21 protein-coding genes are annotated in these 24,265 nt (G+C 71.0%); 16 read left to right on the plus strand and 5 right to left on the minus strand.

Going from position 1 to position 24,265, the window contains the following annotated elements:
- Positions 1-85 precede the first annotated feature (85 nt).
- The 10 genes from Q0D75_RS02045 (at position 86) to Q0D75_RS02090 (ending at position 12,060) form a co-directional block, all read left to right on the plus strand.
- Entirely contained in the window at positions 86-946 is an 861-nt protein-coding gene (locus Q0D75_RS02045) for an IclR family transcriptional regulator (RefSeq protein ID WP_291048793.1), read from the plus strand.
- A 189-nt stretch (positions 947-1,135) separates the two neighbouring features.
- Positions 1,136-3,346, plus strand: a complete 2,211-nt coding sequence (locus Q0D75_RS02050; RefSeq protein WP_291048796.1) for a peptidase C14 — start codon at positions 1,136-1,138, stop codon at positions 3,344-3,346.
- A 67-nt stretch (positions 3,347-3,413) separates the two neighbouring features.
- On the plus strand, positions 3,414-4,685 hold the full coding sequence (locus Q0D75_RS02055; RefSeq protein ID WP_291048799.1) for a Gfo/Idh/MocA family oxidoreductase: 1,272 nt from the start codon (positions 3,414-3,416) through the stop codon (positions 4,683-4,685).
- A 95-nt stretch (positions 4,686-4,780) separates the two neighbouring features.
- Entirely contained in the window at positions 4,781-6,019 is a 1,239-nt protein-coding gene (locus tag Q0D75_RS02060; RefSeq protein WP_291048801.1) for an extracellular solute-binding protein, read from the plus strand.
- A 103-nt stretch (positions 6,020-6,122) separates the two neighbouring features.
- On the plus strand, positions 6,123-7,115 hold the full coding sequence (locus Q0D75_RS02065) for a sugar ABC transporter permease (RefSeq protein ID WP_291048804.1): 993 nt from the start codon (positions 6,123-6,125) through the stop codon (positions 7,113-7,115).
- Positions 7,112-7,969 (plus strand): carbohydrate ABC transporter permease, encoded by an 858-nt coding sequence (locus tag Q0D75_RS02070; RefSeq protein WP_291048806.1) that lies wholly within the window; start codon positions 7,112-7,114, stop codon positions 7,967-7,969. The genes Q0D75_RS02065 and Q0D75_RS02070 overlap by 4 nt, the downstream gene beginning before the upstream one ends.
- Before the next feature lie 47 nt (positions 7,970-8,016).
- A complete protein-coding gene (locus tag Q0D75_RS02075) occupies positions 8,017-9,039 on the plus strand; it encodes an epimerase (RefSeq protein WP_291048808.1) in 1,023 nt (340 codons plus the stop codon).
- Positions 9,039-10,085, plus strand: a complete 1,047-nt coding sequence (locus tag Q0D75_RS02080; RefSeq protein ID WP_291048811.1) for a dihydrodipicolinate synthase family protein — start codon at positions 9,039-9,041, stop codon at positions 10,083-10,085. The genes Q0D75_RS02075 and Q0D75_RS02080 overlap by 1 nt, the downstream gene beginning before the upstream one ends.
- The gene (locus Q0D75_RS02085) at positions 10,073-11,128 is read left to right on the plus strand and encodes a hydroxyacid dehydrogenase (protein WP_291048812.1); all 1,056 of its coding nucleotides are present in this window, start codon (positions 10,073-10,075) and stop codon (positions 11,126-11,128) included. Before Q0D75_RS02080 ends, Q0D75_RS02085 begins: the two co-directional genes overlap by 13 nt.
- Positions 11,129-11,184: 56 nt before the next feature.
- Positions 11,185-12,060, plus strand: coding sequence for a hypothetical protein (locus Q0D75_RS02090; protein WP_291048814.1), 876 nt, complete (start codon positions 11,185-11,187; stop codon positions 12,058-12,060).
- Between the two features lie 44 nt (positions 12,061-12,104).
- Here the strand turns inward: Q0D75_RS02090 and Q0D75_RS02095 are convergent, their stop codons facing one another.
- Complete coding sequence (locus Q0D75_RS02095) at positions 12,105-13,031, minus strand: LysR family transcriptional regulator (protein ID WP_291048816.1); 927 nt, start codon at positions 13,029-13,031, stop codon at positions 12,105-12,107.
- A 149-nt stretch (positions 13,032-13,180) separates the two neighbouring features.
- Here Q0D75_RS02095 and Q0D75_RS02100 point away from each other — a divergent pair, with 149 nt between their 5' ends.
- The 6 genes from Q0D75_RS02100 to Q0D75_RS02125 all read left to right on the plus strand — a co-directional run bounded on the left by Q0D75_RS02100 (position 13,181) and on the right by Q0D75_RS02125 (position 19,361).
- Positions 13,181-14,197 (plus strand): VOC family protein, encoded by a 1,017-nt coding sequence (locus Q0D75_RS02100; RefSeq protein WP_291048819.1) that lies wholly within the window; start codon positions 13,181-13,183, stop codon positions 14,195-14,197.
- Positions 14,197-15,174, plus strand: coding sequence for a fumarylacetoacetate hydrolase family protein (locus Q0D75_RS02105; protein WP_291048821.1), 978 nt, complete (start codon positions 14,197-14,199; stop codon positions 15,172-15,174). Before Q0D75_RS02100 ends, Q0D75_RS02105 begins: the two co-directional genes overlap by 1 nt.
- Positions 15,171-16,166 (plus strand): cyclase family protein, encoded by a 996-nt coding sequence (locus Q0D75_RS02110; RefSeq protein ID WP_291048824.1) that lies wholly within the window; start codon positions 15,171-15,173, stop codon positions 16,164-16,166. The genes Q0D75_RS02105 and Q0D75_RS02110 overlap by 4 nt, the downstream gene beginning before the upstream one ends.
- 74 nt (positions 16,167-16,240) lie before the next feature.
- Positions 16,241-17,374 carry an FAD-dependent monooxygenase gene (locus Q0D75_RS02115; protein ID WP_291048826.1) on the plus strand — a complete coding sequence of 378 codons (1,134 nt, stop codon included), beginning with the start codon at positions 16,241-16,243 and terminating at the stop codon, positions 17,372-17,374.
- Positions 17,371-18,375 carry an amidohydrolase family protein gene (locus Q0D75_RS02120; protein WP_291048828.1) on the plus strand — a complete coding sequence of 335 codons (1,005 nt, stop codon included), beginning with the start codon at positions 17,371-17,373 and terminating at the stop codon, positions 18,373-18,375. Before Q0D75_RS02115 ends, Q0D75_RS02120 begins: the two co-directional genes overlap by 4 nt.
- Positions 18,372-19,361 (plus strand): fumarylacetoacetate hydrolase family protein, encoded by a 990-nt coding sequence (locus Q0D75_RS02125; RefSeq protein WP_291048830.1) that lies wholly within the window; start codon positions 18,372-18,374, stop codon positions 19,359-19,361. The genes Q0D75_RS02120 and Q0D75_RS02125 overlap by 4 nt, the downstream gene beginning before the upstream one ends.
- A 76-nt stretch (positions 19,362-19,437) precedes the next feature.
- Here Q0D75_RS02125 and Q0D75_RS02130 read toward each other — a convergent pair whose 3' ends face one another.
- From Q0D75_RS02130 to Q0D75_RS02145, 4 genes are all read right to left on the minus strand, one after another.
- Positions 19,438-20,697, minus strand: a complete 1,260-nt coding sequence (locus tag Q0D75_RS02130) for an MFS transporter (RefSeq protein ID WP_291048832.1) — start codon at positions 20,695-20,697, stop codon at positions 19,438-19,440.
- 90 nt (positions 20,698-20,787) lie between these two features.
- The gene (locus tag Q0D75_RS02135) at positions 20,788-21,771 is read right to left on the minus strand and encodes an alpha/beta hydrolase (RefSeq protein WP_291048834.1); all 984 of its coding nucleotides are present in this window, start codon (positions 21,769-21,771) and stop codon (positions 20,788-20,790) included.
- Complete coding sequence (locus tag Q0D75_RS02140) at positions 21,768-23,546, minus strand: glycoside hydrolase family 3 N-terminal domain-containing protein (RefSeq protein WP_291048836.1); 1,779 nt, start codon at positions 23,544-23,546, stop codon at positions 21,768-21,770. The genes Q0D75_RS02135 and Q0D75_RS02140 overlap by 4 nt, the downstream gene beginning before the upstream one ends.
- The gene (locus Q0D75_RS02145) at positions 23,543-24,163 is read right to left on the minus strand and encodes a TetR/AcrR family transcriptional regulator (protein ID WP_291048839.1); all 621 of its coding nucleotides are present in this window, start codon (positions 24,161-24,163) and stop codon (positions 23,543-23,545) included. The genes Q0D75_RS02140 and Q0D75_RS02145 overlap by 4 nt, the downstream gene beginning before the upstream one ends.
- Between the last annotated feature and the right edge of the window lie 102 nt (positions 24,164-24,265).

Consider the following 24,265-nt stretch of genomic DNA (forward strand, 5'->3'; position numbering starts at 1 on the left):
TACCGCCTCCTGTTCGGGAATGCCGAACAGTTCTGTCATAATCATCGAAAGCGCGACGAGGTGCGTCTCGCGAAAGGGGGCCGAGATGACCGACACCAGCGATACCGTTCCAGCCACTGCGACGTCGGCGCCGGAGGAGTCGCGCTATTGGGTGCGCTCGGTGGGCCGAGCGCTCGAGGTGCTCGAACTGCTGGCCGACCAGGTGACCGGTGACGGCCTGTCGGTGACCGAGATCGGAACCGCGCTCGGCCTCAGCAAGAGCGCGGTGTTCGCCACGCTGTTCACGCTGGAGTCCTCGACGATGATCGCCTCCGCGGGCAGCGGGATGACCCGCCGTTACCGCCTCGGCCCGGGGCTCGTGCGGCTCGGCCTCCGGGCCGGCGCCCAGAACTCGCTTCGCGACGTCGCGCGGCCGCATCTGCTCGAGCTCTCCCGGGTCGTGGGGGCGACCTCGCGGCTGGCCGTGTTCGAATCCGACCAGGCCGTCGTGGTCGACCAGGTCGCCCCGAAGGGCACTCTCGCCGCCGACCTCGGCATGGGCGCCCGCGAGTTCGCGCACAGCTCGGCGCTCGGCAAGGCCGTGCTGTCGCAGATGAGTGACACCGAGGTGCGAGCACTGGTGGAGCGCCGGGGGCTCCGCCGCCGCACCGATCGCACGATCGTGGAGGTGGATGCGCTGCTGGAGACATTGCACCACGCCCGGGACATCGGGTACGCCGTCGACGACGAAGAGGATGCCGCGGGCGTGTTCTGCATCGGCGCCGCCATCAGCGGGGTCGACGGCCGCTGCGTGGGCGCGATCTCGATCACGAACCTCAAGCTCAACCAGCCCGCCTGGGTGTGGCAGCGGCTCGGCCGGCTGGTGCACGAGCACGCCCTCGCCATCTCCGCAGCCCTCGGCTACCGCGGGCCCGCCGGCGACGGCCCGGGCGAGCTGCCCGCTTGACGCGGGAGCCGACGAGCCGTTATGGTCACCTCACCCGGTTCGGCGACGCAGCCTCGTCGCCCCCATCCGGTTTCACCAACGCCCCGCACCAGCATTCTGGCGCGGGCGGTCTTTCGCCAGAAGACAGTCGATCGCACACCATCCGGTTGCCGACGGAACAGTCCGTCATCATCCTGGAGGTCTACTGCGATGTCCCGTTCCCCGCGCTCCACCGTCCCTGCCGAGGCCGAGGCCGAGGCCGAAGCAGTCTCCGGCCGTCGCCGCGTGCTCCAGCTCACCGGCCTCGGCGTGCTCGCCTCGGTCGGCACCGCGCTGGTCGCCGACCAGCCCGCATCCGCCGACTCCGACGCGGAGCGGAAGGCCGGCGCGCCCTCGGTTCTGGGTGTGGGCACGGCTGCCGAACTGACGGCCCTGAAAGTGGCCGCGATCGCCGACGGCACGGTCGTCGTGCTCGCCGGCCACGCCCAGCGCGGTGACGGCGGCGGACGGGTGGTGCGTTACGAGGCCGCCTCCACGGCCGACGCGAACGGTGGCACCGTGCTCGCCCCCGACAAGCCGGGGCGCGGGGGCACGGGCCGCTGGCACGTGCTGCACGACGGATCCGCCGACCTGCGCTGGTTCGGGGTGATGGATGCGACGGTGGCCGCCGACGACGCCCTCGACGCGCTGCTGGCCGATCCCTCCGTCGAGGTGATCGACGTGCACACCGATATCAATGCGGTGCGCCGTCACCGCGTCTCCCGCTCGACGGTGACGCTCGACTTCCACGGCCACCTGATGACCGCCGACGGTATCGAGAACGCCCCGGCCAACGATCCCTTCGCCGCCGTGCTGTTCTTCACCGGCACCCCCACCGACCGGGTGCAGGCCTCGGCCCTGGCCGAGACCGTGCCCGACCTCGGCGACGTGTTCCCGGTGGCCGACTCCTCGTTCTTCTCGGTCGACTCCTGGTACAGCGCCGAGATCGCCAGCAAGGGCGGGCTCTACGAGAAGGAACTGCAGAAGCTCGTCCGGGTCACCCAGATCATCGACGGCAGCCACATCCGGGTCGACTACAAGAGCGGCTGGACCCTGGAGGCCGGCCGCGCGGTCACCTGGACCGAGATCGACGTGGTGCACGACGTCACCGTGAAGAACCTGCGCTTCCGCGGCGGCGGCACCGACGAGCTCACCGGCTCGCATCCGCTGGCCTTCGAATACGCGGTGCACTGCGACGTGGAGGACGTCGACGGTTCGCTCACCTTCTGGCCGCTCGTGATGCGCCGCTGGAACAGCCATTACCGCACCACCGGATGCTCGCTGCGGAACCCCACATCCGTCACCTGGGGCGGCGCGGGCTACCTCACCCAGCAGATCTACTGCCTCTACGGCTACGTGGCCAACTGCACCACCTCGAACGCCCGGCACCTCAACGACTTCACCGCGTCGGCCTACTCGCTGGTGGAGAACTGCCACGGTGACGGCGACGATCAGGGCCCGTTCGTGACGCACGGCCAGTTCGAGCACGACCTCACGTACACGGGCAATTCGGGCCTGATGACCTTCGCCAACTCGGGCGCCGCCTGGGGCTCGGCGGCGAAACGGATCACCGTGCGCAAGCACGTCTGCTCGTGGTTCGTGGCGCGGGTGAAGATCACCGATCTCACGCTGGAAGACGTGCAGGTGATCGGAAAGCCGGGGCTGGCCGGATCCGGGATGATCTGGATCAACGCCGACGGCGTCCAGCTGCGCGGCTGCAGCGCCGACAGCACGCTCGTGATCACGCAGTCCAGTGCGCTGTCGACCCGGCCGACGGTGATCGCCGACTCCTGGTTCCGCTTTCCGGTGAGCGGCGGCGAGATCACGAACGCCACGGTGACCTCGCCCGTGCACCTCGTGCGCACCCGGATCGACGGCATCGACGGCCAGGCCTTCTCCGGTCGCGGCGACCTCGTGCTCGACGGCTGCCGGCTGAACGGTGCCGAGGGCGCGGGCGTGCTCACCGTCGTCTCGGCCCGGGCGCGATTCGCCGGGACCTCCTTCGAGAACATCTCACTCGTCGCCGCTCCGGGGGAGGCGCAGTCGCTGGAACTCGTGGCCGGCTGCCATATCTCGGGCACCGGGTCGACCGGATCCGCGCTTTCCCGCACCGGCGACGGCCCGCTCACGCTGACGCTCGCCGACGGCAGCAGCGAGCAGACGGATGCCGCGGCCCGCCACCTGCTGCTCGACGCCGGCCCGCTGCAGTTCCGGGCCTCCGGCATGCGCTTCTCCGGTGGCGCCCTGGAATTTTCGGGCCAGGCGGTCGGTGCCGACTCCAGCTATCTGCAGACCGGATGCGTGGAGTCGGGCGTGACACGGGTCGGTGTCCCCGACGACGGCGACCGCTCGCTCAGCTCCGGGAATCTCGTCCTGACCTGATCCGCCGCGCCGGCCATCCGGCCTGTCCGCTCCTTCCTGCCCCACCGATCCCTCGTTCGGAGATCCCATGACTTCCACCCCGGCCCCTCGCCCCGTGCGCCTGCTGCTCGTCGGCGCCGGTAACCGCGGGCAGTCGTACGTGCGTTGGGTGCACGCGCATCCGGAGCTCGCCCGGCTGGGGGCGGTGGCGGATCCGCGTTCCCACCAGCGCGACCTCGTCGCGGCCGGCGACGCCTCGGTGGAGCACTTCGCCGACTGGCGCGAGGTGCTCGAGCGCGGCGAGCGGGTGGCGGATGCGGTGATCATCGCCACGCAGGACCGGCAGCACGTCGAGCCCGCGATCGCCTTCGCCGAGGCGGGTTACGCCATCCTGATGGAGAAGCCACTGGCGCCCACCGAGGCCGAGAGTCGGCGGATCGTCGAGGCGGTCACCCGCACGGGTGTGCTCTTCGGCGTCTGCCACGTAATGCGCTACATGCCCTACACCGACCTGGTGAAAGAGGTCGTCGACTCCGGCGTGCTCGGCGAGATCGTGACCGTGCAGCACCTCGAACCGGTGGGCTGGTGGCACATGGCGCACTCCTACGTGCGCGGTCCGTGGCGGCGGGAGGACCAGGCCGCCCCGATGCTGCTGGCCAAGTCGAGTCACGACCTCGACTGGATCCGTTATGTCACCGGCAAGCGCATCGCCGCCGTCTCGAGCTTCGGATCGCGGCACCACTTCCGGGCTGAGAACAGACCGCCGACCGCGGCCGACCGCTGCCTGGACTGCCCGCTGCAGCACACCTGCCCCTACGCCGCGCAGAAGCTGTACGTCGAGACCTTCCGCCGCGAGGGCGCCGTGTGGCCGGTGACGGTGATCACCGATCGCACCGATGAGGCCGGTGTGATCGAGGCGCTGCGCACCGGACCCTACGGCCGGTGCGTGTACGCCAGCGACAACACGGTGGTCGACAACCAGGTGCTGAGCTTCCGCTTCGACGACGGCACGGCCGGCACCTTCGTGATGACGGCGTTCAGCGAGCAGACGCACCGGCGCACCCACCTGTTCGGCACCCACGGCTCGCTCGAGGGCGACGGCGAGAGCGTGCGGGTGGTCGACTTCCGCACCGGCGAAGCCACCGTGCGCGAGGTGGGGCCCACCGGCGCCGCGAACGCGGGCGGCGACCACGGCGGCGGCGACGGCGGCGTGATGGCGGCGTTCGTGGGAGCCGTCGCCACCGGAGACGCCTCGCTGATCCGCTCCGGCCCGCGGGAATCCCTCGACAGCCACCTCGCCGTCTTCGCGGCCGAGCGATCCCGCCACGAGGGCCGGATCGTGGAGGTGCCGCAGGCATGACCGGCTCACGTCCTTCCTTCTTCCCCTCTCTTTCCGTTCCGTTCCCGCACCATCACTCGGACGACGCCCGTCGTCCTCATCCCCGAAGGAGCACCATGCAGCACAGGAAAACCCTCGCGGCGGTCGCCGTCGCCGCGACCTCCGCGATCGCCCTCGCCGGTTGTGCCGGCGGCAGCACCGACGGCGGCGACGCCAAGGTCACCATGTGGATCTACCCGGTGATCGCCGACGAAGCCGCTCACTCCTCCTACTGGGACGGGCTGATCGCCTCCTACGAGAAAGCGAATCCCGGAGTCGAGGTCGACTACGAGATCTACCCCTGGGCCAACCGCGACGAGTCGCTGCAGACGGCGATCGCCGCCGGCAAGGGCCCCGACCTGGTGTACCTCATCCCCGACCAGCTCTCGTCGTACGCCTCCTCGATCGAGCCGATGGACGCCTATCTGCCGGCCGAGCAGGCCGACGACATCCTGCCGAACGTGCGCGACTCGATCACCATCGACGGCTCCCTGATGGGCACCCCGCTGCTCACCAGCGCCAACGCACTGATGTGCGACCGCTCGGCCTTCGAGAAGGCGGGCATCACCGACTACCCGAAGACCTGGGACGACCTTATGGAGATGGCGCCCACCTTCAAGCAGAACGACATCTACACCACGCAGTACTTCGGCTCGCCCGAGGTGACGCTCAACATGACCTTCTACCCGCTGCTCTGGCAGGCGGGCGGATCGGTGTTCAGCGACGACGGCAGCGAGGTGGCGTTCGACGGCCCCGAGGGCGTCGCCGCGCTGACCTACCTCACCGAGCTGGCGCAGAACGACTACCTCGAGCCCGACCTCATCTCCACCATGCCGGCGTTGGAGCAGACCGCACTGGCCACCGGCCAGGTCGCCTGCACCTGGCAGTCGGGACCGGCGGATGTCGCCTCCTACTGGGGCGAGGACAACATCGAGATCCTGCCGCCGCTGACCGACGAGGAGAGCGTGTCGTACGGCACGGTCGGTTCGCTGGCCATGCTCAAGGGAGCGCAGGACAAGGAGGCGGCCGGCGCGTTCGCGGCCTACGCCACCGATGCCGACAACGTGAAGGCCTTCGACCTGGCGTCGAACTACTTCTCGCCGCTGGCCTCGACCGGCGAGCTCTACGCCGACGACCCGATCCAGTCGGCCATCGAAGACGTCATCCCGACCAGCCGGGTGGGCGAGCTCTACCCGGGCGCCCGCGAGGTGATGGGGGTTCTGGCCCCCGAGATCCAGGCGGCGCTGCTCGGCACCAAGACGCCGGAGCAGGCGCTGAAGGATGCGGCCGCCGCCGCGGAACCACTGCTCGGCTAGATCCCGGGATCCGGCGGGCGGCGCAGCCATCCACGGACTGCGCCGCCCGCTCCCGGCCGGCCTCCACCCGAGCCGGCACCATCCATCCGCAGAAGGAGAACCGATGACCGACCAAGCCGGCACCATCCCGGTGCCCCGTGCTGTCGAGGCGGCCGAGCCCGAGGCCCTCTCGGGGCCGCCCACGCGCGGGAGAACGTCCGGCGAGCCCCCGCGGCGTGGCGGAGCATCCGTGCGCCGCGTGCTGGCACGGCGCGAGGCGCGCATCGCGCTGCTGTTCGTGCTCCCCGCCTTTCTACTCTTTCTCGCCTTCCGCTTCGGCCCCGCCATCGCCGGCGTCGGGCTGAGCTTCTTCGACTACGACATCTCGGGCACCCTCGACTTCGAGGGCCTGGACAACTTCGTGCGGCTCGTGCAGGATCCGGTGTTCTGGCGCTCGCTGCTGGTGACGGTGCTGTTCTCGCTGCTCGCCGTGCCCCTCACCCTCGCCATCTCGATCGCGCTGGCCCTGGCCGTGCGGCGCACCTTCCGCGGCTCGCGGTTCTTCCGCTCGGTGTTCTTCTTGCCGGTGATCACCTCGCTCGTGCTGGCCGGCGCCATCTTCAAGTGGATCTTCTCCACCGACGGCCCGTGGTCGCAGCTGATGGAACCGCTGGGTCTCGGCGGCTCGTGGCTCAACTCGCCGGTCCTGGTCATCCCGGCCCTGGTGATCGTGAGCGTCTGGTCGCGGTTCGGCTACGGGATGCTGATCGCCCTCGCCGCCCTGCAGGACGTGCCGCGTGAGCTCGAGGAGGCCGCGCTGATGGACGGTGCCGGCGCCTGGGCGCGGTTCCGCTTCATCGTCTTCCCGCACCTGCGACCCACGCTGCTGTTCCTGGCCGTGATCGAGACCACGGCCAGCTTCCAGGTGTTCGACCTCATCTACGTGATGACGCAGGGCGGCCCGGCCCGGGGCAGCTACACGCTCGTCTACATGCTCTACGACCAGGGCTTCAAGTACTTCGACTACGGCTACGCCGCCGCCATCGGAGTGGTGCTCTTCATCATGACCCTCGCCGTCGCGCTCATCCAGCGCCGGCTCATCGGAGGACGAAAATGACCGCAACGCTCACGCCCCGGCGCTCGTTCCGCGCGCTGGAACTCACCCGTCGTGGGCGGGTGCTGCGCTGGATCGGCCTCGGCCTCGTGGCCGTGATCGCCTTCTTCCCCTTCTACGCCATGGTGGTGCTGAGCCTCAAGCCAAGCGCCGCCGTCGACTTCCCGGCCAGCCTGCTGCCGGTGGGGCTCTCCACCGAGGCCTACGAGCAGGTGCTCGGCGGGCAGGATGTTCTGCGCTGGGTCGGCAACACGCTGCTGTACTCCCTGGTGTCGGTCGTGGCGGTTCTGCTGCTCGCCGCATTCGCCGGCTACGCCTTCGCCAAGAAGCGGTTCGCCGGCAAGGAGATCATGTTCTGGTCGTTCCTGGCGATGGTGATGGTGCCTTTTCATGTGACCCTCATCCCGACCTTCATCCTGATGGCGAAGATCGGCGGCGTCGACACCTACTGGGGCCTCATCCTGCCCACCCTCGCGAACGCGCAGGCCGTGTTCTTGATGCGGCAGTTCATCGAGGGGCTTCCGGACGAGCTCTTCGAGGCCGCGCGGATCGACGGCGCCGGCGAGTTGCGCATCTTCTTCACCATCGTGCTGCCGTTGTGCAAGCCGGTTCTGGCCACGCTCGGCATCTTCGTCTTCCTGTGGCACTGGAACGATTTCCTGTGGCCTCTGATCATCGGCAAATCGAGTGATCTGTGGACGTTGACGGTGGGCATCTCCTCGCTGCAGCAGCAGAACGTGCCGCTGTCGACCATGCTGGCCGGCTCGGTGGTGGCCCTCGTTCCCATCTTCTTCGCCTACCTGATCGCCCAGCGCTACGTGCAAGAGGGCGTCACCGGCACCGGAATCAAGGGCTGATCAGGCCCCACCCACGTCGTCGGCCGCGGCCGGCGGAAAGGATCTCCATGTTCTCCTCCACCCTCCAGCTCGAGGATGCGCTCACCGCTCCCGGCGCGGCTCTCGTCGATGAGCTCTCCCGCGGCTCGGGCGACCTCGCCATCCTCGGCGCGGGCGGCAAGATGGGTCCGAGCCTGGCCGTGCTGGCCCGGCGGGCTCTCGACGAGGCCGGCCGGGTGACGGATGCCGTCTACGCGGTGTCGCGCTTCTCCGACCCGGCCTCGCGGGACTCCCTGGATGCGGCCGGCGTGCGCACCGTCGCCTTCGACCTGCTGGGCGACGAGTCGCTCGACGTGCTTCCGGACGCCGCCTCGGTGGTGTTCATGGTCGGCGCCAAGTTCGGCGCCGCCACCAACTCGTCCTGGGCCTGGGAGGTGAACGCGGCCCTGCCCGACCGGGTCGCCCGCCGGTATCGCAGCAGCCGCATCGCCGTGCTCTCGACCGGCAACGTGTATCCGTTCGTCTCGGCGGCCGCGGGCGGCTCGGTCGAGACCGATGCCGTGGCTCCGGTCGGCGAATACGCGATGAGCTGCCTCGGCCGGGAGCGCGTGTTCGAGTTCGGCGCCGTCACGCGCGGCACTCCGGTGAGCGTGGTTCGGCTGAACTACGCCACCGACCTGCGCTACGGCGTGCTCGCCGACATCGGCCAGACCGTGCTGGCCGGCGAGCCCGTCTCGCGGGCGACCGGCGCGCTCAACGTGGTGTGGCAGGGCTACGCCAACGAGGTGGTGCTGCGTTCGCTGGGCCACGCCAGCGACTCGGTGTTCACCCTCAACCTCACCGGGCCCGAGACGCTCACCGTCACCCGTGTGGCCGAGCGCTTCGGCGAGCTCTTCGACCGGGAGGTCGCGTTCTCGGATGAGGCGGGCTCCACGGCCTTGCTGAACGACGCCGGGCTGTGCTTCTCGTTGTTCGGCTATCCGACGGTGCCGGCCGGCACCCTCGTGGAGTGGCAGGCGGCGTGGCTGCGCGATGGTCTTCCCCTGCTCGGCAAGCCCACCAAGTGGGCCGTGCGCGACGGGCGGTTCTGATGCAGCCCGAGCTCGCCGCCCTGCTCGCGGCGGGAACCGTCATCCCGGCGCATCCGCTCGCTCTCACGGCCGAACGCCGGCTCGACGAACGCCGTCAACGGGCACTCACGCGGTACTACGCCGCGGCCGGTGCCGGGGGAGTGGCGGTGGCGGTGCACACGACCCAGTTCGAGATCCGCGAGCCGCGCCACGGCCTGTTCGAGCCCGTGCTGGCGCTGGCAGCCGAGGTGATCGACCGCGAGGCCGGGCGGCCGATGCTGAAGATCGCCGGGGCCACCGGGCCGCTCGCCCAGGCGGTGGCCGAGGCGGAGACGGCGGCCGGGCTCGGCTACGACGCGGTGCTGCTGAGCCCGCGCGTGGCGGGTGCGGACGAGGTCACGCTGATCGAGCGGTCGCGGGCGGTGGCCGAGGTGCTGCCGGTGGTGGGCTTCTATCTGCAGGAGGCAATCGGCGGGCCGATCCTGTCGCGGGATTTCTGGCAGCGCTTCGCGGAGATCCCCGGGGTCGTGGCGGTGAAGGCGGCGCCGTTCGACCGGTACCGCACGCTCGAGCTGGTGCGCGGTGTGGCCTCGGCCGACCGAGGAGCGGAGGTGGCGTTGTACACCGGCAACGACGATGCGATCGTGGCCGATCTGCTGAGCGCGTTCCACGTCGACTCGCCGGCGGGCCCGGTGACCCGGCACATCGTGGGCGGGCTGCTCGGGCAGTGGGCCGTAGGCACCCGTGCGGCCGTCGAGGTGCACGGGCTGGCGATGCGAGCCCGTGGCGGTGACCATGCTGCCCGCGGCAGACTGCTCGACATGGCCACGGACGTCACGGACCTGAACGCTGCGGTGTTCGACCCCGCCCACGGGTTCGCGGGCGTGATCGCCGGCGTTCACGAGATGCTGCGTCAGCAGGGGCTGCTCGAGGGCGTCTGGTGCCTCGATCCCGAGGAGACGCTCTCGCCCGGGCAGTCGGCCGAGATCGCGCGGGTGAGGGCCGCGTATCCGGAGCTGAGCGACGACGCCTTCGTCGCGGAGCATCGGGACGAGTGGCTGCGGTGAGCGTGGGTGGGCCCCGCGGCAGCGGCGGCGGGCCGGGCGGCGGCAGCGTCGGCGGGCCCGCGGTGCTGGCGATCGTGGCCCCGGCACTTCGGGAAGCGCTGTTCGACGCCGAGTCGGAGGCTCTGCTGCACGGTGCGGGGAGCGTGCTGTTCGCCGAGACGCTCGAGGAGGGTCTGCGGCGGGCGCCCGAGGGCGTGGCCGTGCTGATCACGAGCTGGGGGATGCCGTTGTTGACGGCACCCCTGCTCGACCGTTTGCCGCACCTGCGTCTGGTGGCGCACATCGGCGCCAGCGTGAAGCCGTTCGCCACCCCCGAGCTGTTCGCCCGCGGCGTGCGGATCACCCAGGCCGGCGCGGCCATGGCGCCGCCGGTCGCCGAGGTGTCTCTCGCCTTCACCCTGGCGCTGCTGCACCGGCTGCCGCGCTTCGATCACGCCCTGCACGCGGGAGCGGAGTGGGCCGACGCCGAGACACAGTCGCCGCGGCACGAGCTCGCCGGCTCGGTCGTGGGCGTGGTCGGCGCCTCGCGCACCGGCCGCGCCTACATCGCGATGGTGCGGGCGCTCGGTGCGCGGGTGCTGCTGAGCGATCCGACCATCGATGCCGCGGAGGCCGCTGCGCTCGGTGCGACGCTCGTACCGCTGGATGACCTGCTCGCCGGCTCGCGCATCCTGGCCCTGCACGCCCCGAGCCTGCCGGGGACGCTCCGGATGATCGGAGCACGCGAGCTCGCCCTGCTGCCTGACGGCGCGGGGCTGGTCAACACCGCGCGCTCGTGGCTGGTCGACGAGGGCGCACTGGTGGCCGAGCTCGCGAGCGGGCGGATCGACGCCGCGCTGGACGTGTTCGACGAGGAGCCCCTGCCGGTCGGGCATCCGCTGCGGAGCCTCCCGAACGTTCTCCTGGTGCCTCACCAGGCGGCCGGGACGGTCGAGGGCCGCCGGCGCCAGGGTGCACTGGTGGCATCGGAGGTGGCGGCGTTCCGCGCCGGTCGACCGCTCGCCCACGAGGTGCACGAGCGCGACCTGGAGACCATGGCGTGAGCGCCGGTGGGCGTGCGATGCGGGCCGTACTCGCCGGAGCGGCGCACCATCACGCCGTGAGTGACGCGCGAGAGCTCGCGGCGCGCGGAGTCGACCTCGTAGGTGTGTGGGACGTCGATGATCCGCAGCGCCGCGACGCGCTCGCCGCCGAACTCGGAGTGCCCGTGGCCACCCGGCTCGAGGCGCTCTTCGACCGTGAGCACGAGCTGGTGATCGGCACGGTGCGCACGCCGCGCGTTCCGCAGCTGGTGCGGGCGGTGCCGGCCGCATCCTTCCTCTTCCTCAACAAGACGATCGCAGCGGGGGAGCGCGCATTCCGCGCCCTCGAAGCCGAGTGGCGCCCCGAGCGGATGGCCACGGCCTCGGTGCTTCGGTTCGCGCCGGCGGTCCGCGAGCTCGCCGAGCGGGTGCGCCTGTCGGGGGCGGTCGTGCAGTCGGTATCGGCCACCGCGCGACATGACATCGCCGCGTTCCTCACTCCGGAGCGGGCCTGGCAGGATTCGCCGTCCGGGGCCGGAGGCACCCTGGTGAATGTGGGCGTGCACGCCTGGGAACTCGTCGCCGCGGTGCTCGGCGACGACCCGGTATCGATCACCTCGGCGAGCCTGTGGCCCGATCCGCGCGGTTCCCTCTCGGAGGGCGGAGGTCGCGCGACCGCCGTGACGGAGAACGGTGTGCGGGTGGCCGTCGACGTCTCGGGCGCGCCCGCTCCCGATCGTTACACCGTGTCGGTGCGCACGGCCGTGGGCCATCACGAGGTGGTGCTCGACGCCGAGGCACCCGGCGCCGATCTCGGTTTCGGGGCCGTGATGGATGCCGTGCTCGCGTGGGTGTGCGGTGGCCCGCATCCGGCATCCTGGCCGCTGACCCGCGTGGTCTACGACGCCGCGCTGAGTGCTGCCGCCGTGGCCCGGTCAGCCGTTCCGGCCTGACCGGCGATGGAGCAGGAACGCGACCGTGCGCGTGAGCCCTCGCGTCACGGCTGCTCGAGCGAGGCGGCGGCCTGCCGGAAGATCTCGCGCATCCACACGTGCTCGGGATCGCGATTGTGCACCGGATGCCACCAGAGCGCGTTCAGGATGGGTGTCGCGTCGAAGGGCAGCCCGACGGTGCGCACGCCCGGCAGGGCAGCCACCAGCGGTGCCAGTCCCGTCTGGATGAGCCCGATGCGCCGGGTGCCGACCACGAAGTGCGGCAGCGCGAGGAAGCTCTCGACCACCGCTTCGGTGTGGGGCTCGATGCCGAGCTGCTGCACCTGCCGGACGGCCGAGGTGAAGGCGGAGCGGGACTGGTAGGTGGTGACCCAGGGCAGCTCCGCCATGTTCTGCATGGTCAGCGTCTCGCCCACCTCGTCGTTGTCGTCGGCGACGACCGCCACCCACTGGTCGTGCCACAGGTCGTCGTAGGGCAGGTCGACGATGAACCCGTGCGGGATGATCAGGCCGTCGGCCGCCCGCAGACGGTTCGCGGCATCCTCGACGATGAGCGGGTTGTGCAGCACGAACCGGAAGCGAACCCCGGGAGCGATGTTCGCCGCCAGGTCGGAGACCGCCTTCGCGATCGTGGCGAATCCGTAGTCCGAGCCGAACACCGTGAACTCGCGGGTGGAGCCGGCCGGGCTCCAGCTGGTCTGGCTCTCGAACACGCGGCGGGAGGCCTCGAGGGCGATGGTCGTCAGCTCCGTGAGCCGGATGGCCAGCGGGGTGAGCTCGTAGTTGTTGCCCTGGCGGGCGAGCAGCGGATCGTCGAAATGCGAACGCAGGCGCGCCAAGGAGGCGCTGAGGGCGGGCTGGCTGAGCCGCAGGCGCTCGGCCGCCCGGGTGACGCTCCGCTCGGTGAGGAGCGCATCCAGCGACACCAGCAGATTGAGGTCGAGACGGGACAGCAGACGTTCATCGGTCACGGCGGTGTGATCCTTCGGTCGGGGTCTTCGTCGTCATTCTTGCATAAACGAAACTGATGACGACCATAGTCAGACTGCGATTCCCTGATACCCACCCCGGCATCGATAGTGGGGGAAGGGCCGACGGAGGCCCGCAGAAAGGGTCAACGATGATCAAGCTCCTCTCCCACCTCTCGTACGTGGCGATCACCTCGCCCGACGTCGAAGCGTCGGTCGAGTTCTACGTGAACCAGGTCGGACTGACCGTGGTCGACCGCCAGGACGGCGCCGTGTATCTGCGCTGCTGGGGCGACTACTACCGCTACAGCGTGGTCGTGCTGCCGGGCGACGAGCCCTCGCTCGCCACCATGGCCTGGCGCACCTCGAGCCCCGAGGCGCTCGAGGAGGCCGCGAAGCGACTCGAGGCCGCCGGTGTGGAGGGTGAATGGTTCGAAGGCGTCTCGATCGGCCGCGCCTTCCGTTTCACCGGTCCGTGGGGCCACAGCATGACGCTGCACTGGGACGTCGAGCGCCACCAGGCCGCCGGGCACGTCACCTCGATCTTCCCCGACCGCCCCGAGAAGCGCTCCACGGTCGCCGGCGCCCCGCGCCAGCTCGACCACGTGACCGTCGCCACGAGCGATGTCGACGCCTTCGCCGCCTGGTACAACGACGTGCTCGGCTTCCGCATCATGGCCCGCACCGTGCTCGACGAAGCGCCGATCTCGGTGTTCTCGGTGCTCACCACCAACGAGAAGTCGCACGACCTCGGTGTGGTGCTCGACGGCTCGAGCCGCGCCGGCCGTGTGAACCATTACGCGTTCTGGGTCGACACCCGCGAGGAGCTGCTGATCGCCGCCGACGTGCTGATGGAGAACGGCACGCCGATCGAGTACGGCCCGTCGATCCACGGCATCGGTGAGCAGAACTTCCTCTACTACCGCGAGCCCTCCTCGCTCCGGATCGAGCTGAACACCGGCGGCTACCGCAACTACGTGCCCGACTGGACGCCCAACACCTGGAAGCCCTCGCTCGGCTCGAACAACCTGTACCGCAACGGCGCCATGCCGATGTCGATGACCGAGTCGTTCCCGCCGGCCGACGGCCCGAGCGCCACCGAGGAAGGGGTGCCCGACGAGATCAAGGAGGCGCTCCTCAACCCCTACGCCACGCAGGGTCGCGGCTGATGGCCTTCGGTGAACTGCCCGACGCCGCCTTCTCGCTCGTGCGGGTGACGGTTCCGGATGCGGCCGAGCCGCGCGTCGGGCTGGTCGCCGGCGACCGGGTCACCCTGCTGAACGACGACGAGCTCGGCGGCGACGGCCTGAACGGGTTCCTCGAAGCGCCGGACTGGGATCGCCTCGCGGCGATCGCCCGCGCGGGCGACGATCGGGAGTGGTCGGAGCTGGCGGACGTGACCCTGAGCGCTCCGGTCGCTCCGCGCCAGGTGCTGCAGACCGGCGCGAACTACCGCACGCACGTGATCGATCTCGTGGTCTCCGGTCTCGCGGCCGACGACCCGCGATCGCCCGAGGAGGCCCGCGCCTGGGCCGGCCGGATGATGGACGACCGGCGGGAGAACGGCGAGCCGTATTTCTTCATCGGCCTTCCGGCCTGCGTCGTCGGCCCCGACGAGGCGCTCGCCCTGCCGGCCTACAGCGAGAAGCACGACTGGGAGCTCGAGCTCGCGGTGGTGATCGGGGCCCGCGCCTTCCGCGTCTCGCGCGAGGAGGCGATGGATCACGTCGCCGGCTACACGATCGTCAACGACATCACCACCCGCGACCTCGTGTTCCGCAAGGACATGAAAGAGATCGGCACCGACTGGTACCGCGGCAAGAACGCCCCGGGCTTTCTGCCCACCGGGCCGTTCCTGGTGCCCGCGCCGTTCGTCGACCCCGCAGCCCTCGGCATCCGTCTCGACCTGAACGGCCAGACGATGCAGGATGCCTCCACCAGCGACCTGCTGTTCGACATCCCGGCCCTGGTGTCGGGAGCGTCGCAGACCATGCCGCTGCTGCCCGGCGACCTGCTGCTCACGGGCAGCCCCGCCGGCAACGGGGCGCACTGGGGACGGCTCCTGCGCGCGGGCGACGAGATGGTCGGCTCGATCGAGGGGCTCGGCAGCCAGACGGTGCGCTGTGTCGAGGAGGCAGCCCGGTGACGCGGCCCACCGAGAACCCCGCCGAACTCGATCGCTCCGACCCCGAGTCGGAGATCGCCCGGGCCGCCGAGGCCTTCCGCAACTGGGGGCGCTGGGGCGCGGACGACGCGCTCGGCACCCTCAACCTGATCGACGGCGCGAAGCGGATCGAGGCCGCCGCGCTCGTGCGCGAGGGCCTCTCGGTGTCGCTGGCGCAGAGCTTCGACATGAACGGCCCGCAGAAGGGCTGGCGCCGGCGCACCAATCCGGTGCACACCATGCTCGACACGGGAACGGATGCCGAGCGCGGCAACCAGGGGTTCCCGCACGGCATCGGGGGAGCCGACGACATCGTGGCGATGCCCCTGCAGTGCTCCACGCAGTGGGACGGGCTCGGCCACATCTTCGACCACGGCCGGGCCTGGAACGGCCGCGCCGCCGGCGACGTGGTGACCAGCGACGGTGACCTGGTGACCGGCATCGAGCACGCGGCCTCGGCCATCGTGTCGCGCGGCGTGCTGCTGGATCTCGGCCGCTTCCTCGAGCCGGAGTCGGGCGAGCTCGCCGACGGCTACGCCATCACCGTGGCCGATCTCGAGGGGTGCATCGCCGCTCAGGGCGCGAGCAGCCGGGTGGGCGCGGGCGACATCGTGCTGGTGCGCACCGGCCGGCTCGCCCGGGCGCGCCGCGAGGGCTGGGGCGACTACGCCGGCGGCGACAGCCCCGGCCTGTCGTTCACGACGGCCGGCTGGCTGCACTGCAGCGACCTTGCGGCGATCGCCACCGACACCTGGGGGTTCGAGGTGCGGCCGAACGAGTTCGACGTGGCCTTCCAGCCCCTGCACCAGGTGGCCATCCCGAACATCGGCCTCACCATCGGCGAGATGTGGGACCTCGACGAGCTCGCCCGGCTGTGCCGCGATCGAGCCCGCTACGACTTCCTGCTCGCGGCCCCACCGCTGCCCATCACGGGCGCGGTCGGCTCGCCGATCAATCCCGTCGCCGTGCTCTGACGACGCCGGCACGCTCACCGCATGACCGCACCACCCCGGAACAGAGAGGTTCTGACAATGACCGAGGACACCAAGTGACCGCCGTACGAACGGTGGCGATCGCGGGCAGCGGCGCCTCCGGCATGGCCGCCGCCATCCTGCTCGCCCAAGGAGGCGTCGAGGTCGACGTCTTCGAGCTGAGGGGCGGGCTGAACGAACACGGCTCCGGCATCACGCTGCAGGGCAACGCCCTGCGCGTGCTCGACCGGCTGGGGGTGTGGAACGAGGCGCGCGAGCTCGGCCACCCCTTCGAGGGGTTGTCGCTCCGAGCGCCCGGCCCCGACGCCCCGGTTGTCGCCGAACTGCCCGAAGTGAAGACCGGCGGACCCGACTACCCCGCGGGGATGGGGATGTACCGTCCCGACCTCGCCCGGGTGCTGCTGCGCCGTGCCCTGGAGCTCGGGGTGCGCGTGCACTTCGGCGCCCCCGTCACGAACCTCTCGCAGACGGCCACGGGCGTCGAGCTCGAGATCGCGGATGCGCCCGCGGGCACCTTCGACCTGCTCATCGGCGCCGACGGCGTGCACTCGCTGGTGCGCTCGCTGGTCGGCATCCCGACCGGGCCCGAGCCCACCGGCATGGGCATCTGGCGCACCTTCGTGTCGCGGCCCGCCGAGGTGGAGCACACCGAGCTCTACTACGGCGGCCCCTCCTACATCGCCGGCTACACGCCCACGGGCGACGACACGATGTACGCGTTCCTGGTGGAGAAGGCGCAAGACCGCTCCGGCGTCTCCGAGGCCGAGGCCGTCGAGATCATGCGGCAGCAGTCGCTCGCCTACGGGGGTCCGTGGGAATCGATCCGCGCCGATCTCGAGGCCGGCTCCCGGGTGAACTACACCTGGTTCACCTCGCACGTGGTGCCGGCGCCCTGGAATCGCGGGCGCGTGGTCGTGATCGGCGACGCCGCCCACAGCTGCCCGCCCACCATCGCGCAGGGCGCCGCGCAGGCCCTCGAAGACGCCCTCGTGCTGAGTGAACTGCTGCTCGCCGCCGACGAGCTCGACGACGACCTGTGGAACGCCTTCCACTCCCGCCGCATCCCGCGGGCGACCGCGGTGGTCGAGGCCTCCGTGCAGCTCGGGAGATGGCAGATCGAGGCCGATCGTGAGGCCGACGCCCCGGGCCTGCTGTTCGGGATCGCGCACCGGATGGCGGAACCCGCATGATCACCGACGTGCACGCGCACCTGCTGCTTCCTCAGCTGCATGCCGCCGTGGAGAGTCGCGACCCGGCCGGTGCGGCCGAGGCCGCCGCGCTCGAGCGCCGCCGCAACGGCCTGCCGAGCCTGGAGGCGTCGGGCCGGATGATCGGGGAACGCTTCGCGAAGCTCACCGACCTCGGCGCGCGGCTCGCCGCCATGGACGCCCAGGGTGTGCAGCGCCAATGGGTGAGTGCCTCGCCGAGCCACTTCTACCCCTGGGCGAACGAGGGGCTGGCGGTGTGGATCGCCGCCGAGGCGAACCGGCTGATCGCCGAGCACGTGGCCCAGGCATCCGGCCGGCTCACCGGCCTCGGCCTGGTGCCGCTGCAGCATCCGGCCCGCTTGGTGGAGCTGCTCGACGACGCGGTGCTCGGCCGCGGGCTCGCCGGTGTGGAGATCTCGTCGTTCGCGGGCGACGTCGAACTCTCGGATGACCGCCTGGAGCCGTTCTGGGCCCGGGCCGCCGAGCTCGGCGCGGTGGTGTTCCTGCATCCCTTCGGCTGCAGCCTCGACGAGCGCCTCGACCGGTTCTACCTGGCCAACACGGTGGGGCAGCCGGCCGAGAACGCGGTAGCGCTCTCGCACCTCATCTTCTCGGGGGTGCTCGACCGGCATCCGGGGCTCCGCCTGGTGGCGGCGCACGGCGGCGGCTACCTGCCCACCGTGATCGGCCGTTCCGATCACGCCTGGCGGGTGCGGCCCGAGGCGCGGCAGTGCGCCCACGAGCCCTCGAGCTACCTCACGAAGCTCTGGTACGACACCGTCGTGCACGACGAGCGCACGCTCCGCGCGCTGATCGAGGTGGCCGGGGCGTCACGGGTGCTGCTCGGCAGCGACTTCCCGTTCGACATGGGGCTCGACGACCCGGTCGCCACGGTGCGGGCGGCCGGGCTGCCCGATGAGGTGCTGGCCGCCGTGCTCGGTGAGAACGCCGAGGCACTCCTGCCAGGCGGGGTGCGCTCATGAGGATCGCGCGCTGGCGGCACCGGGACGTCCTGGGTGAAGGGTTCGTCGTCGGTGATGAGGTGATCGGCTTCGCCGACGGCTCCACGGTGGCCGAGGTTCTGGCCGCCGGCCTCGACGCCGCCCGAGTGCTCGAGCGCGAGACGGCACAGGCGCACGCGCCGGGGCGGGTGCCGGGGGTGCCTCTCGACGAAGTGACCCTGCTCGCCCCGCTGGTGCCCACCGCCATCCGCGACTTCGTGGCGTTCGAGGAGCACGTCGAGGGCGTCAGCGCCTCGGTCGACGGCCGCAGCGAGGTGGTGCCCGAGTGGTACGAGGCCCCCACCTTCTATTTCACGAACCCGCACACGGTGCGGGCCAGCGGCGAGACCGTGCGGCCGCCCGAGACGGCCCGGCTCGACTTCGAGCTCGAGCTCGCCGCCGTGATCGGGGGCGTACCCGGTCGGCCGGGAGAGAGCCTCACGGTCGACGAGGCGGGTTCGCACATCTTCGGTTACACCGTGATGAACGACTGGTCGGCCCGCGATCTGCAGTCCCGTGAGATGAAGGTGCGGCTGGGGCCCTGCAAGGGCAAGGACTTCGCCACGACCCTGGGCCCGTGGATCGTGACCGCCGACGAGCTGGAGGGTTTCGTCGACGACGAGGGCTTCCTGGCGGTGCGGGCCGAGGTGTTCGTGAACGGTGCCCTGATCGGGCACGACCTGGTGTCGAACATGGGCTGGCCGTTCGCGGCGCTGGTCGCCTACGCCTCCCGCAACTCCGTGGTCGTGCCGGGCGATGTGCTGGGCTCCGGCACGGTCGGCAACGGCGGATGCCTCGCCGAGCTCTGGGGGAGGACCGGCGGTCTCACGCCGCCGCCGCTCGTGGCGGGTGACGAGGTGCGGATGGTGGTCGAGGGCGTCGGTGAGATCGTGAACGTGGTCGGGCATCCGCTCGCCGCCCCCGCGATCGGCCACGCCTCGCTCCGCAGCCGGTCCCGCACCCGCTGAGTCGCACCCTCCGCACGAATCAGCCCCCATCACCGCCGAGCGGGATGGGGGCTGAAGCGTGTTCGCGGCGGACGGCTCAGTGGGCGGCCACCACCGGGGTGCGCGTCGCCGCGGCCGAACGGGAGAGCACGAGGGCGAGCACGACCGCGATCACCAGGGCGGCCACCCCCAGCGCTCCGAGCGCGGCCGGCAGGGTGCCCACGCCGCCTTGGATGGCGAGGATGAGGAGCGGGCAGGCGAACTGGCCGAAGAAGAGGAAGCCGGTCCACAATCCGGTGCCCCGGCCGCGCTGCTCGAACGCGAGCCCCGAGATCGCCCAGGTGACCAGGGTCGGAAGCAGGATGCCGTTGCCGAACGAGGTGATGATCGCCCCGACGACGGCGACGGGCGTCGAGGGCGCGAACCAGATCACCACCAGTCCGATCCCGCCGAGGCCGAGGGCGATCGGCAGCAGCCGGTGGGCTCCGAAGCGCGCGATCCAGCGGAACAGGATGGCGCCGATCGCCGTCGCCAGCGAGGCCGCGGCCGTCACCGCGCCGATCACCGCCACCTCGGTGATGCCTTGCCCGGCGAGCACGTAGGGCATCTCGACGATCAGCGAGTAGAACAGGATGCCGCCGAACAGCGTGACCGCGAGCGGCAGGGCCAGCGCGCGCCACGGGATCGGGGGCAGCTTCGCCTTCACCCCGGAGGCGGCCTTCTGCACCCGCGGCTGCCAGATCAGGAACGCGACCGGGATCACCAGCACGAGGCTCACGGCGTAGAGCCAGAACGGCGTGCGCCATCCGTTCGCTCCCAGAGCGCCACCGAGCACGAAGAAGGCGGTCGCCGCCAGAGAGGTGACGACCGTCTGCAGCCCGAAGTACTTGTTCCGCCGCGCTCCGACGAAGTAGTCGGCGAGCAGGGTGGTGCAGCAGGTCATGATCGCGGCCTCGGTGATGCCCACGCCGACGCGGCTGATCACGATGCCGCCGAGGCTGTCGAGGTAGAGGGGCGCGGTGCCCAGCAGGGCGTACGCGATCAGGGCCACGACGAGCAGGCGCTTGCGGCCCAGCCGGTCGACGATGGCGCCCGCGAAGGGCGCGATCAGGGCGATCATCAGCGCCGGGATGGTGAGCACGAGGGGCACGAGGGCGTCGGATCCCGGCACCGACGCGAAGACGCCGGTGAGCGTGGGCAGGATCGGCGCCAGCAGCACCGCGCCGAGCACAGGAAGGCAACTGCCGATCAGCAGCAGCACCCCCTGGATCGTGGTGGCGGGTCGGCCGGTGAGGGGGTTGACCACCGCGTCGCGCATGGTGCGCGGAGCGTCGGTGAGTGAGGCGCTGTTCGTCATTGAACACCCTTTCTGGACTGTTACCCGATGGTGGTCGCGCGGCAGTTCATCAGGGAAGACGCTTTAGGGGATACGGCTGATAGCTCCTGCTTATAGTGCCTCCGTGGGCAGACCCAGCTGCTCCCGCAGAAAACGCACGGCCCGTTCCGCCTGCGGCCGGGGATCCGTGCCGGCGAAGACGTGGTCGGCACCCGGCACGGTCACCAGGGTCACCTCGGCTCCGGCCTCCGTGAGCAGGCTGTTCAGGCGCCGGCTCTGCTCCATGGGAACCAGCCGGTCGGCCTCGCCGTGCACCAGCAGGAACGGCGGCGCCTCGGCCGTCACGTGACTGACCGGCGAGAGCAGGCGCCGGGCCTCCTCGCGCGGGTACGGGGAGTGTTCGAGCAGGATGTCCACCGGTTCGGGCGGCAACGGCTGGCCCGAGGCGACGATCATCTCGCGCACGTGCACGGGAAGGGCGTCGCTCATCGGCGGCAGGGCGTCGACATCCGTCACCGGATAGAAGCAGACCGCCGCGCTGATCCGGCTCGAGACGCCGGTGACACCGACCGAGCCCTCCAGCTCCTGCTCGTGGACCAGGGCGACGAGCGCGGCCAGGTGGCCGCCGGCCGATTCGCCCCAGACGGCGATCCGCGACGGATCGACCCCGAGTTCCGGCGCGAAGTGCCTCAGGTAGCGGATCGCCGCCTTGGCGTCGTGCAGCTGGGCGGGGAACGCGGCCTCACGGGAGTGCCGGTAGTCGATCGTCGCGATGGCCATCCCCGCATCCAGCGCCGACTGGATGATGAGGTTCGCCGGCCACTCCAGCGGGAGCAGATCGCGCACCCCGAAGAGCCACGCGCCGCCGTGCATCCACACCACCAGGGGAACGGGGCCCGGCGCCGCCTCGGGCACGTGCACGTCCAGCAGCAGGTGCCGGTACCCCTCGACGACCCCGTAGGTCAGCCCGATGAACGACCGGGCCCGCTCGGGGAGCACGGCGCGCTCCTCCGGTCGGAAGAACGGCGGGATGGAGCCGGTGTCGGGCCCCGGTGCGAACTCGGCTGCGGGTGCGGGTGCGGGTGCGTCGGTCATGTCGTCTCCGGATCGGTGGTGGGTCGGATGGTGAGAAGCAGGCCGCTTCCGGCGGCGAAGAGCGGGTCGAGCGTGTCGGAGGGGACATCTGGTCGGCTCGCGACGACGGCCGCCATGCTGCGCGGCAGTTCGAAGGGCAGGGTCCCCTCGGGGCGTACCACCCCGGTCAGGGCGGTGAGCACGGCGTCGTCGGATGCCCCGAACTCGCCCACCAGGGCCGTCACCGCGTGCACGACCGGGGTGAGCACGGCCGGCCGGGCCAGGTGGACGACCAGAACGACCGGCAGCCGCGCCGAGAGGGTGAGGATCTCCGCCATCACCGACTCGGGCAGCTCGAGCGATCCCTGGTTCATCCCGGCTTCGAGGAAGTAGTGGTCGCGGTGTTCGAAGGGTGAGGCGATCCGCACGATCGCGACCTCGGCCTCGTCGAGGCCGAGCGATCGCGCGCTCCAGGCCTCTCCGAAACCGACGAGGTGCATCCGCGCCGAGGAGGCGAGCGGGAGCAGGGGGGTACCGTCGACCGCGCGGTCGACCAGCACCGTCATGGCACGCGCCTGCGTCATCCGCCCGAGCTCGATCTGCTCGCGGGTCGCCCTCGGCGTCTCCTCGCGTTCCGCATCACCGGCATCCAGGATCCCGAGATCGTGTTGCAGGGCGACGATCCGGCGCGCCGAGGCGGAGATGCGCTCGGGATCGACCCGACCCGCCTCGACCAGCCGCTGCAGGCGGGCGGTGTCGCTCTCGCCGCCGAGCTGATCGATCCCGGCGTGCAGCAGGCGCTCGAGCCGCTGATCCTCGTCGAGGTGCTCGACGCCCCAGGCCCGGGCGGGGAAGGGTTTGCCGAAGACCTCCTGATCGGTGATGAGGCCGAAGTCGCTGAGCACGACGCCCTCGAACCCGAGCTCCTCGCGCAGGAGCCCGGTGATCAGGCGCCGGTTGAACGCGAAGCCCACCTCCTCCACCGGGCGGCCGTCCAGCTCGAGCCCCACCGGCATGCCGTAGTAGGGCATGATCACGGCCGTTCCGGCGTCGATCGCCGCGCGGAACGGGGCGAGGTGCTCGGCGAAACGACCGCCGGGGTACACCTGCTCGCGGCCGTACGGGAAGTGCGGGTCTTCGCCGTCGAGCTGCGGCCCGCCGCCGGGGAAGTGCTTGGTGGTGGCGGCGATCCCGTCCGGCCCCAGCCGGTCACCGCCCTGCAGCGCGCGGATGTAGGCGACCGCCAGCTCGGAGGAGACCCCGTGGTCGGCCGCGAAGCTCTGCGCCTGGCGGGCCCACCGCGGCTCGGTGGCCAGGTCGACCTGCGGATGCAGCGCCAGGCGCACTCCCATCGCGAGGTAGTCGGTGCGCACGACGTCGGCGAAGGCGCGCACGGCGTCCGCATCCCGGAGCGCCCCGAATCCGATCGGCTCCGGCCACTGGGAGAGCCCGACGGCGGCGTGGGCGGCGGCCTCGTTCTGCACGAATCCGTGCCGCGGATCGGTCGAGAACACGGCCGGCAGGCGGGAGCCGACCGAGCGGGCGTACTCCTGCATCATCGTGGTCGCCGCGCGGATCGCATCCGGAGCTGCCCGACCGCCGATGCAGAAGAAGCGGATGCCCGATCCGCCGATCAGCTCGCGGGCCGACGGCCCACCCCACGGAGGCCTCGTGTCGAGATCGAAATCCTCGCCGATCAGGATCATCGGCTGGTAGAGCAGGCCGATCTGCTGGTCGATCGGGAGGGCGTCGACGATCTGGTCGGCGGTGCGCGCCGTACCGAGCGCCGGCGTCATGCCCGGTCCTCGTCGCTCTGCAGCATCCCGTGCGAGGCCAGCATCACGTCGAAGGCCCCACTCATCGAGAAGCCGGGCCGCATCAGCGCCTGCAGCTGGAGCCCGTCCATGGTGGCGAGCACCAGGGCGGCGAGGTCTTGGTTGGAGGCGCCGCTGGTGGCCCGGAAGTGCTCGCGGTCGAGCCCGTCGGCGATGAACCGGGTGAGGCGGTCGTACCGCTCGGTGAAGAACGCGTGGGCGGGATGCTCGGGCGAGACGGCCTCGGCGGCGAGCGTGGTGAACAGCCGCATGAGTCCGGGGCTCGCCTCGTTGTCGGCGACGATGGCCCGGAGGCTGCCCGCGGTGTCGTGCGACTCGAGGTGGTGGGCGGCCGCATCGCGGCTGTGCTCGTCGCGATCGGCCAGCACGGCGACGAGCAGCTGCTCCTTCGACCCGAAGTGGTGCAGGATCGCGCCCGGCGTCACCGCCAGCGATTTGGCGACGTCGCGCAGCGATCCGCCGCGGTAGCCGTCCCGGGCGAAGACGTCGGTGGCGGCCTCGAGGATCTCCTGCCGGCGTGCTCGCCCGGCCCGGTAGGGCCCCCTCGATGCCGGTGTGCCGTCGGCCTGCACTGTCATCCTGCTCCTTCGCATGGGGGCGCTTCCGCCGGCCGGGCCGGCAGGATCGCGCTGCTTGTTGCTTCGTGTCAAAAGCACTATAGTCCTGAAACACCCGAACAC

This window comes from Herbiconiux sp. (assembly GCF_023264855.1).
Classification (GTDB): Bacteria; Actinomycetota; Actinomycetes; order Actinomycetales; family Microbacteriaceae; genus Herbiconiux.

Bases quoted from the DNA above. Each gene is read 5' to 3' on its own strand.
- Q0D75_RS02065 (WP_291048804.1), top strand. From the start codon at position 6,123: ATGACCGACCAAGCCGGCACCATCCCGGTGCCCCGTGCTGTCGAGGCG.
- Q0D75_RS02060 (WP_291048801.1), top strand. From the start codon at position 4,781: ATGCAGCACAGGAAAACCCTCGCGGCGGTCGCCGTCGCCGCGACCTCC.
- Q0D75_RS02120 (WP_291048828.1), top strand. From the start codon at position 17,371: ATGATCACCGACGTGCACGCGCACCTGCTGCTTCCTCAGCTGCATGCC.
- Q0D75_RS02105 (WP_291048821.1), top strand. From the start codon at position 14,197: ATGGCCTTCGGTGAACTGCCCGACGCCGCCTTCTCGCTCGTGCGGGTG.
- Q0D75_RS02050 (WP_291048796.1), top strand. From the start codon at position 1,136: ATGTCCCGTTCCCCGCGCTCCACCGTCCCTGCCGAGGCCGAGGCCGAG.
- Q0D75_RS02145 (WP_291048839.1), bottom strand. From the start codon at position 24,163: ATGACAGTGCAGGCCGACGGCACACCGGCATCGAGGGGGCCCTACCGG.
- Q0D75_RS02070 (WP_291048806.1), top strand. From the start codon at position 7,112: ATGACCGCAACGCTCACGCCCCGGCGCTCGTTCCGCGCGCTGGAACTC.
- Q0D75_RS02130 (WP_291048832.1), bottom strand. From the start codon at position 20,697: ATGACGAACAGCGCCTCACTCACCGACGCTCCGCGCACCATGCGCGAC.
- Q0D75_RS02125 (WP_291048830.1), top strand. From the start codon at position 18,372: ATGAGGATCGCGCGCTGGCGGCACCGGGACGTCCTGGGTGAAGGGTTC.
- Q0D75_RS02080 (WP_291048811.1), top strand. From the start codon at position 9,039: ATGCAGCCCGAGCTCGCCGCCCTGCTCGCGGCGGGAACCGTCATCCCG.
- Q0D75_RS02055 (WP_291048799.1), top strand. From the start codon at position 3,414: ATGACTTCCACCCCGGCCCCTCGCCCCGTGCGCCTGCTGCTCGTCGGC.
- Q0D75_RS02045 (WP_291048793.1), top strand. From the start codon at position 86: ATGACCGACACCAGCGATACCGTTCCAGCCACTGCGACGTCGGCGCCG.
- Q0D75_RS02135 (WP_291048834.1), bottom strand. From the start codon at position 21,771: ATGACCGACGCACCCGCACCCGCACCCGCAGCCGAGTTCGCACCGGGG.
- Q0D75_RS02075 (WP_291048808.1), top strand. From the start codon at position 8,017: ATGTTCTCCTCCACCCTCCAGCTCGAGGATGCGCTCACCGCTCCCGGC.
- Q0D75_RS02100 (WP_291048819.1), top strand. From the start codon at position 13,181: ATGATCAAGCTCCTCTCCCACCTCTCGTACGTGGCGATCACCTCGCCC.
- Q0D75_RS02140 (WP_291048836.1), bottom strand. From the start codon at position 23,546: ATGACGCCGGCGCTCGGTACGGCGCGCACCGCCGACCAGATCGTCGAC.